At 72.9% G+C, this 14,199-nt stretch carries 1 protein-coding gene; it reads right to left on the bottom strand.

The genetic code is table 11. The features are described from left to right. Window positions 1-13 precede the first annotated feature (13 nt). The gene (locus tag JOD27_RS00880; protein WP_204760186.1) at window positions 14-14,197 is read right to left on the bottom strand and encodes a type I polyketide synthase; all 14,184 of its coding nucleotides are present in this window, start codon (window positions 14,195-14,197) and stop codon (window positions 14-16) included. Window positions 14,198-14,199: the final 2 nt, after the last annotated feature.

Genomic DNA, 14,199 nt, shown 5'->3' with positions numbered 1-14,199 from the left:
GGTGCGAAAGAGGTCAGGGGGTGCGCAGGCCGTCGAGGACGTCGAACAGCTCGTCGTCGGTCGCCGAACCGAGGTCGCGGTCCTCGGACAGGGGCTGGGCCGGGCCGAGCCGGCGCAGCAGGGTTTCCAGCCGCAGGGCGAGTTCCGCGCGGACGGGGCCCTCGTCGACGCCGTCGACGAGCACCGCTTCCAGCCGGTCGAGCTCCGTGAGGCCCGGTGCCCGGTCGCCCGGCACGACCTCGGCGAGCACGTGGTCGGCCAGCGCCTGGGCGTTCGGGTGGTCGAAGACGAGCGTGGCCGGCAGCCGCAGGCCGGTCGCCGTGGCCAGGCGGTTGCGCAGGTCGACCGCGGTGAGCGAGTCGAACCCGAGGTCCTGGAACGCCTGCGCCGGGTCGAGCGCGGCCGGTGACTCATGGCCGAGCACGGTGGCGGCGATGCGGCGCACGAGGTCCAGCACGGTCCGCCTGCGTTCCGCCGTGCCCATGGCCGTCAACCGCTCCCGCAACGCCTCGAGCGTGCCGAGCGCCGCAGCGTCCGCCTCCGCTTCCGCGGCGACGAGGCGCCGGACGTCCTCGATCCCGTTCAGCAGCGGGCTCGGGCGGCCGGAGGTGAACGCGGCGGTGAACCGCGCCCAGTCGACATCGGCGACGGCCACGAAGGTGTCGTCGAGGTCGAGCGCCCGCTGCATGCCGCGCATACCGGCCGAGGGGGCCATCGGTGACAGCCCGTGCCACTCCGGGTTGAGGTCCATCAGGTCCTCGACCACGACACCGTCGTCCATCACGTGCAGCGCGTCCCAGACGCCCCAGGCGATGGACGTCGCCGTGCGGCCGCCTGCCCGGCGCCGCTCGGCGAGTGCGTCCAGGTAGGCGGATCCAGCGGCGTACGCGCCGTGGTCGCCGCTGCCCCACACACCGGCGATCGAGGAGAAGAGCACGAACGCGTCGAGGTCCCGGTCGGCGAACAGCTCGTCGAGGTGCGCGGCGCCCGCCACCTTGGCCGCGAGGATGTCCGCGAACTCCTCCACAGTGGACTCGGCGAGCGCGGTGAGCCTGATCAGCGCGGCGGCGTGCACCACCGACCGGATCGGCCCGTGTTCCGCCTCGACCTCCTCGACGAGCGCCCGCAGTGCTTCGCGGTCGGCGACGTCGCAGGCGGCGACGGTCACGCCGACCCCGGCCCCGGTGAGTTCGGCGGTCAGCGCGGCCATTCCCGAGGCCTTGTCGCCCCGGCGGCTGGTCAGCACCAGGTGTTCGGCACCGTCCCCGGCGAGCTTCCGCGCGATCACCGGGCCGAGCGCACCGGTCGCACCGGTGACCAGCACGGTGCCGCGCGGCCGCCAGGTGGCCGGCGTCGCGTCCGGCCTCGCGGCACGAACGAGCCGCCTGCCGAAGACCCCGCTGCCGCGCAGGGCGACCTGGTCCTCGGTGAACTCCCCGGTGAGCACCGCGTGGCAGCGCCGCAACGCCTCCGCGTCCGGCTCCACCGGCAGGTCGACCAGCCCGCCCCAGCGCCGCGGCTGTTCGAGGCCGAGCACCCGGCCGAGGCCCCAGGTCTGCGCCTGCACCGGGTCCGGCGGCAGGTCGTCCCCGACGCTGACGGCACCGCTGGTCACGCACCACAGCGGTGCGGTGATCCCGGCGTCGGTCAACGCCTGGGACAGCACGAGGTTCGCCACGAGGCCTGCCGTGACGCCCGGCCGCAGTTCGGTCCGGTCGAACGCGAGCAACGACACCACGCCGTCGAACGACGTGTCGGTGCGGAGCTGCTCCGCCCACTGCTCGCGGTCCGCACCGGCGCCGGTGGTCACGACCTCCGAGCCCTGCTCCACGAACGCCGCGACCAGCCCCGCGTCGGCACCGTCCGCGGTGACGACCAGCCACCGTCCAGGTTCGCCCGCGACCGGTTCGGCGACGGCCTCCCACTCGACGCCGTACCGCATCGCGTCCACAGTGGACTGCTCTGCGCGGTCGGCACGCCACCGCGCCAGCGCCGGCAGCACCGAGGCCACGGCCTCGGGGTCGGCGTCGAGCGCAGCGGCCAGGTCGCCGTTCTCGACGGCGGCCCAGAACCCGGCGTCCTCCGACGCCGCCGCGGGCAGCTGGAAGTCGATCCAGAACCGCTGGTGCCGGAACGGGTACAGCGGCAGGCCGACCCGCCGGGCACCGGTACCGGCGAAGACCGCGGCCCAGTCGACCGGCAGGCCGAGCACGTACAGATCGGCCGCGGACAGCAGCACCCGGTCGTAACCACCGGCATCGCGCCGGAGCGTGCCGCCGGTCACGACCTGACGCTCGGCCCGGTCGGCCGTCTCGCTGATCGCCGTCGTCAGCACCGGGTGCGGGCTGCACTCGACGAACACGCCGTGGCCCGCCTCGATCAACGCCTTCGTGGCCTGCTCGAACTCCACGGTCTGCCGGAGGTTCCGGTACCAGTACCCGGCGTCGAGCGTGGTGGTGTCGATCGGCTCACCGGTCACCGTCGAGTACAGCGGCACGCGGCCGGCGACCGGCGACACCGGAGCCAGCAACTCCCGCACCCGCTCCTCGATGCGAGCGACGTGCGCGGAGTGCGACGCGTAGTCCACCGGAATCCGCCGAGCACGCACCCGGTCGGCCGTACAAGCCTCGTAGAACCGCGTCAGCTCGTCGGCACCACCGGACACGACCACGGACTGCGGTCCGTTGACCGCGGCGACCGCCAGGTCCACGTAGTCCTCGAGCCGCGCCCGCACCGCATCGGCACCGAGCGCGACGGACACCATCCCGCCCCGCCCGGCGAGCTCCCGGATCGCCTGGCTGCGCAGGGCCACGACCCTCGCGCCGTCGTCGAGCGACAACGCGCCCGCGACACACGCCGCGGCGATCTCGCCCTGACTGTGCCCGAGCACCGCGTCCGGCCTGATCCCGAGCGACTCCCAGACCGCTGCCAGCGACACGAGGATCGCCCACAGCACGGGCTGCACGACGTCGACCCGTTCGATCGGCTCGCGCTCCCGCACGACACCGAGCACGTCGAAGTCCACATAGGACCTCAGAGCCGCCGCGCACTCGGCCATCCGCCCGGCGAACACCGGCGACGCGTCGAGCAGGTCGGCCGCCATGCCCGTCCACTGGGAACCCTGGCCGGGGAAGACGAACACGACCTTCCCCGGAGTGCCCGCCACACCCTCCGTCACGCCGGGCCCGGCCAGCGCCTCCAGGCGGCCGCGCAGTTCGGCGGCGTCCCGGCCGATGACGACGGCCCGGTGCGCGAACTCCGACCGCGTCGTCGCCAGCGAGAACCCGACGTCGACCGGGTTCTCCTCCAGAGCGAGCAGGTTGGCGGCCTGTTCCCGCAGCGCCTCGGCGGTGCGCGCCGAGAGCACCCACGGCACCGCGGGCGGCGCGACGGGCTCGGCCGCGGGTGCCGGTTGCGGGGCCTCCTCCAGGATCAGGTGGGCGTTGGTGCCGCTGACGCCGAAGGACGAGACACCGGCGCGGCGCGGGTTGTGGTTCCGCGACCACGGCTGCTGCGACGTGAGCAGCTCCACCGAGCCCGCCGTCCAGTCGATGTGCGTCGAGCGCTCGTCGGCGTGCAACGTGCGCGGCAGGACCTCGTGCCGCAGGGCCTGCACCATCTTGATCACACCGGCGACCCCGGAGGCGGCCTGCGTGTGCCCGATGTTCGACTTGACCGATCCCAGCCACAGCGGGACTTCCCGGTCCTGCCCGTAGGTGGCCAGCAGCGCCTGCGCCTCGATCGGGTCACCGAGCGACGTGCCCGTGCCGTGCGCCTCGACAGCGTCCACATCGGACGCTGCCAGCCCGGCGTTCGCCAGGGCGGTGCGGATCACCCGCTGCTGCGACGGGCCGTTCGGCGCGGTGAGGCCGTTCGACGCGCCGTCGGAGTTGACCGCCGAGCCGCGGATCACCGCGAGCACCGGATGCCCGTTGCGCCGCGCGTCGGAAAGCCGCTCCAGCACCACCATGCCGATGCCCTCGGCCATGCCCATCCCGTCCGCGGCGGCGGAGAACGCCTTGGAACGTCCGTCCTTCGCAAGCCCGCGCTGACGGCTGAACAACACGAACGGCGCCGGCGACGCCATCACCGTGACACCACCGGCCAGCGCCAGCGACGACTCGCCGGTGCGCAACGACTGCCCGGCCATGTGCAGTGCCACCAACGAGGACGAGCACGCCGTGTCGAGCGTGACGGCCGGCCCTTCGGTGCCGTACACGTACGCCAGCCGCCCGGCCGCGACACTCATCGAGGTGCCGGTGAGCAGGTGTCCCTCGGTGCCCTCCGGCGGCTCGGCCAGTCCCGAACCGTAGGAGGACGTGCCGGCGCCGACGAACACACCGGTCCGGCTGCCGCGCAACGTGTCCGGCGTGATCCCGGCGGCCTCGAAGGCCTCCCACGACGCCTCCAGCAGCAACCGCTGCTGCGGGTCCATGGCCAGCGCCTCACGCGGCGAGATCCCGAAGAACGCCGCGTCGAAGTCGCCGACGCCGTCGAGGAACCCGCCCTCGCGGACGTAGGACTTGCCGGGAGCGTCCGGGTCGGAGTCGAACAGCCCGTCGAGGTCCCAGCCGCGGTCGGAGGGGAACCGGCTGATCCCCTCGCCGCCGGCCTCCAGCATCCGCCACAGGTCCTCCGGCGACCGCACGCCACCGGGGAACCGGCAGCTCATCCCGACGATCGCGATCGGCTCGTCCGAGCTCGCGACGGCGACGGTCTGCACCTGCTCGGACTCGCCGCCCAGCTCGGCGGTGAGGTGACGCGCCAGGTTCTCCGGGCTCGGGTAGTCGAACACCAGCGTCGCGGGCAGCCGCAGCCCGGTGGCCGCCTGCAGCCGGTTGCGCAGCTCGATCGCCGTGACCGAGTCGAACCCGAGGTCCTTGAACGCGCGATCGGCGTCGACGTCGCCACCGGAGTCGTACCCGAGCACCGCCGCGACCTGTGCCCGCACCACACCCAGCAGGTCCTTCACCGGCTCGGCGACCGCTTCGGTGACAAGCCTGCGCACCTCGGGGATCTCGCGGAACAACGGGCTCGGCGTGCCGGACACCGCGACCACGCGGGCCCAGTCGATGTCGACCACGACAGCACTGGTCTCGCCGCGGTCGAGCACGCGCTGCAGTGCCGCGATCGCCAGGTCCGGGTCCATCGCCGGGACGCCGCGGGAGAACATCCGCTCCTCGACCGCACCGGTCGCCATCCCGCCCGCGGCCCAGTGCCCCCACACGACAGCCGTCGCGGGCAGGCCTTCCTCCCGCCGCCGGCGCGCGAGTGCGTCGACGAAAGCGTTGCCGGGCGCGTAGTTGCCCTGCCCGGCCGCGCCGAACATGCCGCCGAACGACGAGAACAGCACGAACGCGCTCAGGTCGAGGTCACGCGTCAGCTCGTGCAGGTTGAGGGCCGCCTCGGCCTTGACCCGCAGCACGTGCTCGACCTGGTCGAGGGTCAGGTCGTCGAGGAGGGCGTCGTCGAGCGCCGCGGCGGTGTGCACGACCGCGGTCAGCTCGCCGGGCAGACCGGCCATGAGCTCCGCGAGAGCCGTACGGTCCGCGAGGTCCACAGTGGACACGGTGACCGCGCTGCTCAGCTCCTCCAGCTCGGCGACGAGGTCCGTCGCACCGGGCGCTTCGAGGCCACGCCGACCGGTGAGGACGATGTGCTCGGCGCCACCGCGGGCGAGCCACCGTGCCACGTGCGCACCGAGAGCACCGGTGCCGCCGGTGACCAGCACGGTTCCGGACGGGCGCCAGGTGTCGCTCACCTCACCGTCGACCACGTGGGCCAGCCGCCGTGCCAGCACTCCGCCACCGCGGACCGCGAGCTGGTCCTCCCCGCCGGGTGCGGCCAGCACGGCGCTCACGCGGTCGGCCGCCGCGGGATCCGGGGTGGTCGCGAGGTCGATCAGGCCGCCCCAGCGGCCGGGGTGTTCCTGTCCCACGACCGGGCCGAGGCCCCAGACGAGCGACTGCTCCGGGTCGTCGACGGGGTCGGCGGGGCTCGTGCTCAGCGCGCCGAAGGTGGTCACCCAGAGCGGGGCGTCGATCTCGGCGTCGCCGAGGGCCTGGACGAGCGTGACCGTCGCGGCGTGGGCCAGTGGCACGGCCGGGTGCTCGGGGTGCCGGCCGCGGGCACCGGCGAGCAGCGACAGCACGCCCGCGACGCCGTGGCCGGCCAGCTGCGCGGCGAGCGCGGCGCGATCGGCGGACGGGTCGACGGTGAGACGGACGACCTCCGCGCCCTGACGGGTCAGCGACTTCTCGAGGACATCGGCCCATCCGGCATCGATCGACGACGCCGCCGAAACACCAGCCCCGCCGTCGGCCAACGCTGCCGCCGCGGCCCCGGCCTCGGTCGACGACGCCGCCGTGGCCTCGGCCCATCCGGCGCCGATCTCCGGCACCACCATCAGCCAACGACCGCTCAACCTCACCGCCGCCGGCGCAAGCGCCCTCCAGGTCACCCGGTACCGCCACCGGTCCACAGTGGACTTCTCCTGCTGCCGCCGGCGCCACGAGGACAGCGCCGGCAACACCGCGCCGAGCGCTTCGCTCTGCTCGCCGTCGACCCCCAGGTCGTCCGCGAGCGAGGCCAGGTCGTCCCGCTCCACCGCGGTCCAGAACCGCGCGTCGACCGGATCCGCCGCGCCCTGCGCCACTTCGGGCTCGCTGGGCCAGAACCGGCGATGCCGGAACGGATAGGTCGGCAGCCCGACCCGCACGGCACCGGTGTCCCGGAAAGCCACCGCCCAGTCGACCGGCACACCCGCCACGAACGCCTCGGCCAGCGACCGCGCGAGCCGGTCGGCACCACCGTCGTCGCGGCGCAGCGTGCCGGTCACCACGACCTCGCGCTCCGCGGCGTCGGCCGTCCCCTCGACACCCGCGGCGAGCACCGGATGCGCACTGCACTCGACGAACGCCGTGTGCCCGTCCGCCAGCAGCCAGGCAACGGCCTGCTCGAAACGCACGGTCTCGCGCAGGTTCCGGTACCAGTACCCCGCGTCCAGCTCGGTGGTGTCCAGCACCTCACCGGTGACCGCGGACACGAACGGGATCCGCCCGGCCAGCGGGGAGACATCGGCGAGCGACACCGCGAGCTCGTCGGCCAGCAGTTCCACCTGAGCCGAGTGCGACGCGTAGTCGACCGCGATTCGCCGCGCACGTGCGTCCTGCGCGGCGGCCACGAGTTCGTCCAGTGCACCGGATTCACCGGAGACCACCACCGAAGACGGCCCGTTGACCGCCGCCACGGAAATCCGGCCACCCCAGGGCGCTATCAACTCGGCGGCCCGTTCCGGAGAGACCGCCAACGACACCATGCCACCGGAGCCCGACAACCGCAGAATCGCCTTGCTCCGCAACGCGACCACCCGAGCACCGTCCTCGAGGGACAATCCCCCGGCCACCACAGCGGCAGCGATCTCCCCCTGCGAGTGACCCACCACAGCCGCAGGCTCAACACCGTACGAACGCCACACCTCAGCGAGCGACACCATCACCGCCCACAACGCGGGCTGCACGACATCTACCCGCAGCAACGCATCGGCGTCGCCGAGCACATCGAACAGGTCCCAGTCCACAAAGGACGAAAGCGCGTCGGCGCATTCCCGAAGACGCGCCGCGAACACCGGAGACGCGTCCAGCAGCTCACGCCCCATGCCGACCCACTGCGACCCCTGACCGGGGAACACGAACGCGACCCGCCGGCCAGGCCGGGCGATCCCGCTGACGACGTCCGCGGGCGCGCCACCATCGGCGAAAGCCCGCGCCGCCTCCGAGTGCCCACCCAGGACCACCGCGCGGTGCTCGAACAGCGCACGCGTGCTGACCAGCGAGAACCCGACGTCCACCGGCTCACCGGACGGCACCTGGGCCGCCTGGGCCCGCAGCGCCTCCTCGGACCGCGCGGACAGCACCCACGGCACCACCGCGGGCACAGTCCGTTCCACCGGCGCCACCACAGGAGCAGGACCGGCTTCGAGGATCACGTGGGCATTGGTGCCGCTGATGCCGAACGACGACACCGCCGCACGCCGCGCCCGCCCGGTCTCCGGCCACGGCTGCGCCGACGACAGCAGCTCGATCGCACCGGACGACCAGTCGACGTGCGGAGAAGGTGTGTCGGCGTGCAGGGTGCGCGGCACCACACCGTTGCCCAGTGCGAGCACCATCTTCACCACGCCCGCGACACCGGCCGCGGCCTGCGCGTGCCCGATGTTGGACTTCACCGAGCCGAGCAGCAGCGGCCGTGCCCGGTCCTGCCCGTAGGTGGCCAGTAGCGCGTCCGCCTCGATCGGGTCACCGAGCGACGTGCCGGTGCCGTGCGCCTCCACGACGTCCACATCGGACGGTGCCAGCCCGGCGTTCGCCAGGGCAGCACGGATGACGCGTTGCTGGGACGGACCGTTCGGCGCGGTGAGGCCGTTGGACGCGCCGTCCTGGTTCACCGCCGTACCGCGGACGACCGCCAGGATCGGATGCCCGAGGCGTTCGGCGTCCGAAAGCCGTTCCACCAGCAGCATGCCGACGCCCTCGGACCAGCCGGCACCGTCGGCGTCGGCGGAGAACGCCTTGCAGCGGCCGTCCCGCGCGAGCCCCCGCTGCTGGGAGAACTCGACGAACGTGCCGGGCGTCGCCATCACGGTCGCGCCGCCCGCCAGCGCCATGGTGCACTCGCCGGAGCGCAGCGACCCGACCGCCAGGTGCAGCGCGACCAGCGACGAGGAGCAGGCGGTGTCGACCGTGACGGCCGGGCCTTCGAGCCCGAGCGTGTAGGCGATCCGCCCGGAGGCGACACTGCCGGAGTTGCCGACGCCGAGAAATCCCTCGACGTCGTCAGGTCCACCGGACAGCCGCGCGCCGTAGTCGTGGTACATCAGGCCGGCGAACACGCCGGTGCGGCTGCCGCGCACGGTGGCCGGGTCGATCCCGGCCCGCTCGAACGCCTCCCACGCCGACTCCAGCAACAGCCGGTGCTGCGGGTCCATGGCGAGCGCCTCGCGCGGCGAGATGCCGAAGAAGGCGGGGTCGAAGTCGGCGGCGCCGTCGAGGAACCCGCCCGCGCGCACGTAGGTCTTCCCCGGCCGAGGCTGCGGGTCGTACAGCGCCTCGACGTCCCAGCCGCGGTCGGCGGGGAACTCGGTGATCGCGTCACCACCATCGGCGAGCAACCGCCAGAGGTCCTCGGGAGTAGCGACCCCGCCGGGGAACCGGCAGCTCATCCCGACGATCGCGATCGGCTCGTCCGAGGTCGTCACACCCACGACCTGCCGAACCGCCGCGTCACCACCGAGCTGGGTCTTCAGGAACGCGGCGAGCGCCGCCGGGGTCGGGTGGTCGAACACGAGCGCGGCGGGCAGCCGCAGCCCGGTCGTCGCCGACAGCCGGTTGCGCAGGTCGACCGCGGTCAGCGAGTCGAACCCCAGCTCCCGGAAGGCGACCGAAGTGTCCACTGTCGACACGTCGGCGTGGCCGAGCACCACCGCGACCTGGGTGCGCACGATCTCGGTGAGCACACGTTCGCGTCCTGCGTCGTCGAGCCCGGCCAGCCGCGCCCGCAGGCCGCTGTCCTCCGCGGCGACCGCGCGTGCCGGGACGAGCCTGCGCAGCATCGGCGGCACCGACTGCTCACGCAGAGCGGGGACGTTCAGCTTGACCGGCACCAGCACGGCGTCGGCCAGCGTCCGGGCGGTGTCGAACAGCGCGAGCCCCTGCTCGTCGGACAACGGCGGGAACCCGGCGCGCGTCATCCGCCGCAGGTCGATGTCAGTCATGGCGCCGGTCATCCCGCCGCCGCGCGCCCACAGCCCCCACGCCAGCGACTGGGCACCACGCCGCCGCACGGCCAGTGCGTCGAGCACGGCGTTCGCGGCAGCGTAAGCGCTCTGGCCGGCGCTGCCGAACGTGCCGGTCGCCGACGAGAACAGCACGAACGTCGCGGCGTCGGTGAGCTCGTCCAGCGCGAGCGCGGCGTCCACCTTGGCCCGCAGGACCTTCTCGAAGTCGTCGGTCGTCAACGACTCCACGACACCGTCCGCGAGCGCGCCCGCCGCGTGCACGACAGCACTGATCTGTTCACCGGCAACGAGTTCCGCGAGCTGGTCGCGGTCGGTGACATCGCACTGGACGACCCGCACGTCGGCGTCGAGCCCTGCCAGGTCGGGATGCCCGGCACCGGTGCGGCTCGTCAGCAACAGACGGCGAGCGCCGTGGGCGGTGACCAGATGCCGAGCCAGCAACGACCCGAGCGCGCCGGTGCCACCGGTGATCAGGACAGTGCCGCTGACATCGAACACAGGCGCTTCGTCGGAAACCTGAACACGTGCCAGCCGCGGCACGAAAACAGAGCCGTCGCGCAACGCGACTTCCGGCTCCTCTCCCGCGGCCAGGACCGCGACGAGTGGAGCCGTCTCGCCGGTGTCGGTGTCGGCGAGCAGGAACCGGTCGGGGTGCTCGATGCGGACCGAGCGGATCAGGCCCCACACCGCCGCCGCGGCAAGGTCTTCACCTGTCGTCGCACCCGAGGTGACGAACACGAGGCGACCGTCGTCCTTGGCGAGGTGGTCGCGGATGAGTTCGAGCGCACGGCCCAGCACCGCACGGACACTGCCTGCGACGTCGGACGAATCACCGGTGACGCGCACCAGTTCGAGGTCGACGCCGGAAGCCGTGTCCGGCACCACCACCTCCGTCCATTCCGGACGAAACAATGCGTCGGCGACGAGTTGCTGTGCCACCACAGGCCGCAACACCAGCGACGACACGGTGGCCACCGAAACCCCGGACGCGTCGGCGACGTCCAGCGCCACCGCGTCCTCCCCCGCCGGCCTGATCCGCACGCGCGCCGCCGCGGTGCCACCGGTCCGCAGAACCGCGCCGGACCAGGCGAACGGCATCAGCGCACGATCGCCACCACCGAGCGCCGCGGCCTGCAGCGCCGCGTCCAGCAACGCCGGGTGCAGCCCGAACCGCGCCGCCTCGGCGGCGATGCCGGAAGGCAGCGCGACCTCGGCGTAGATCTCCTCGCCCAGTCGCCAAGCCGCCCGCAGGCCACGAAACGCCGGCCCGTAGGCGAAGCCCTGAGCCGCGAACCGGTCGTGCAGTCCGTCGACCTCGAGGGGTTCGGCGCCGGTGGGCGGCCAGATCAGCAGGTCCGCGCCCGCCGGCTCCGCACCACCGAGTACACCGCCGGCATGCCGGGTCCAGCTGTCGTCCGCGGCACGGCTGTACACCGCGACCGCACGCCGCCCGCTGCCGTCGGGAGCGCCGACCGACACCTGCACCTCGACCGCGCCGTCCTCCGGCAGCACCAGCGGTGCCTCCAGGACCAGGTCCTCCACCGCCCGGCCACCGGTCTCCTGCGCCGCCCGCACCGCGAGCTCGAGCAGCGCCGTGCCGGGCACCACGACGGTGCCGCGCACGACGTGATCAGCCAGCCACGGGTGTGAGCGCGGGGAAAGCCGCCCGGTGAACAGGTGACCGTCGCCATCGGCGAGCGCGACGACCTGGTCGAGCATCGGGTGGCCGGCCGAGCCCAGACCAGCGGAATCGCCGACCGGCGCAGGCGCGTCGAGCCAGAACGCCGAACGCTGGAACGGATAGGTCGGGAGCTCGACGCCCGCGGGATCGACGCCGTCGAACTCGGCGGACCAGTCGACGGCCACGCCCTGGCTGAAGACCGCGCCGAGCGACGTGAGCAGCCGCGACTGGCCACCCTCACCACGGCGGAGCGTGCCGACGGCCTCGTCGAGACCGGTGACGAGCACAGGATGCGGACTGCACTCCACGAACACCGGACGGCTGGCGAGAAGTTGTGCCACGGCCTGGTCGAACCGGACGGTCTCACGGAGGTTCCGGTACCAGTACGCCGAGTCCAGTGCGGCGGTGTCGAGCACCTCACCGGTCACCGTCGAGTAGAACGGGACGTCACCGGTGCGCGGGCGGATCGAGCCGAGGACGGCGAGCAGCTCGGCTTCGACCGCTTCGACGTGGCGGGAGTGCGACGCGTAGTCGACGGCGATCCGCTTGACCGGAAGGTCCTGCGCCAGCAGCTCTTCGAGTGCGTCGGCGTCACCGGAGACCACGACCGAGGACTCACCGTTGACCGCGGCGATCGAAAGCCGCTCACCCCAGGGCGCGATCACCTCTTCCGCGCGCGGAAGCGACGCGGTGAGCGAAACCATCCCGCCCTTGCCGGACAGGGCCGACAGGGCCTTGCTCCGCAGTGCGACCACCCGAGCACCGTCCTCAAGGGACAATCCCCCGGCCACCACAGCGGCAGCGATCTCACCCTGCGAGTGACCCACCACAGCCGCAGGCTCGACACCGTACGAACGCCACACCTCAGCGAGCGACACCATCACCGCCCACAACGCGGGCTGCACGACATCGACCCGCAGCAACGCATCGGCGTCGCCGAGCACATCGAACAGGTCCCAGTCCACAAAGGACGAAAGCGCGTCGGCGCATTCCCGAAGACGCGCCGCGAACACCGGAGACGCGTCCAGCAGCTCACGCCCCATGCCGACCCACTGCGACCCCTGACCGGGGAACACGAACACGGCCCGGCGCACACCGCGGGCCACCCCGGCACCCACGCCCTGCTCGGCCAACGCGGTCAGCCCGGCCCGCAGATCACCGGCCACGACCGCCCTGTGCTCGAACAGCTGACGGGACTTGACCAACGCGGCGCCGACGGCCACGACATCACCGTCCACGAGGGACAGGAGGTTGCGCGCCTGCTCGCGCAGAGCCGGTTCGGAGCGGGCAGAAAGCACCCACGGGACATCCGAGGCCGTGCCGGCCACTGCTTCGGGCCGCGGCCGCGCCTCCAAGATCACATGTGCGTTGGTCCCGCTGACACCGAACGACGACACACCGGCTCGGCGCGAGGAACCGGTCGAAGGCCACTCCACGGCTTCCGTCAGCAGCTCGACGGACCCGGCCGACCAGTCCACGTGCGGCGAGGGCGCATCGACGTGCAAGGTCTTCGGCAGCACGTCGTGGCGCATCGCCTCGACCATCTTGATCACACCACCGACACCGGCCGCTGCCTGCGTGTGCCCGATGTTCGACTTCAACGACCCGAGCAGCAACGGCCGTTCCCGGCCCTGCCCGTAGGTCGCCAGCAGCGCCTCGGCCTCGATCGGGTCACCCAGCGAGGTACCCGTGCCGTGAGCCTCGACAACGTCCACATCGGACGCTGTCAGGCCGGCATTCGCCAGCGCGGCACGGATCACGCGCTGCTGCGCCAAGCCGTTCGGCGCGGTCATGCCGTTGGAAGCACCGTCCTGGTTCACGGCCGTACCGCGCACCACCGCCAGGATCGGATGCCCGAGGCGCTCGGCGTCGGAAAGCCGCTCCAGCAACAGCACCCCGACGCCCTCGGCCCAGCTCGTGCCGTCGGCGGCGGCCGCGAACGCCTTGCAGCGCCCATCCGGCGCCAACGCGCGCTGCCGGCTGAACTCGACCAGCGCGGACGGCGTCGCCATCACCGACACGCCGCCGGCGAGCGCGAGGGTGCAGTCGCCCTGGCGCAGCGCCTGCGCGGCCAGGTGCACGGCGACCAGCGAGGACGAGCACGCCGTGTCCACCGTGACCGCGGGCCCCTCCAGCCCGAAGGTGTAGGCGACCCGGCCGGACGCGACGCTGCCCGCGCTGCCGTTGCCGAGCAGGCCTTCGAAGCCTTCCGGCACCCGGTACATCCGGCCCGCGTAGTCGTTGTACATCACGCCGGAGAACACACCGGTGCGACTGCCGCGCACCGCGTCCAGCGTCAGCCCGGCCCGTTCGAACGCCTCGTACGAGACCTCCAGCAGCAGGCGCTGCTGCGGGTCGATGGCGAGCGCGTCCCGCGGGCTGATGCCGAAGAACGCCGGGTCGAACTGGTCGGCGTCGTGCAGGAACCCGCCCTCGCGGGTGTAGACCTTACCCGGCTCGTCGGCGTCCGGGTCGTACAGGCCGTCGAGGTCCCAGCCACGCCTGGTCGGGAAACCGCTGATGGCGTCACCGCCGCGGGCGACGAGATCCCACAGCTCCTCCGGCGAGCCGACGCCACCGGGGTAGCGGCAGCTCATGCCGATGATCGCGATGGGTTCCCCCGCCGCCGCCTCGAGGCGCTTGTTGAGCTCCCGCAGCCGATCGCTCTCCTTGAGCGACGCGCGCAGAGCTTCGACGATCTTGTCCGGTGTGGTGGCCATGC

The sequence above is a fragment of the Lentzea nigeriaca genome (genome assembly GCF_016907955.1).
In the GTDB taxonomy this organism is placed as follows: Bacteria; Actinomycetota; Actinomycetes; order Mycobacteriales; family Pseudonocardiaceae; genus Lentzea; species Lentzea nigeriaca.
This window is presented reverse-complemented; position numbering and strand designations above follow the sequence as displayed.

What these genes read in the sequence shown, in the direction of transcription:
- JOD27_RS00880 (WP_204760186.1), bottom strand. Translation starts at nt 14,197, where the DNA reads ATGGCCACCACACCGGACAAGATCGTCGAAGCTCTGCGCGCGTCGCTC.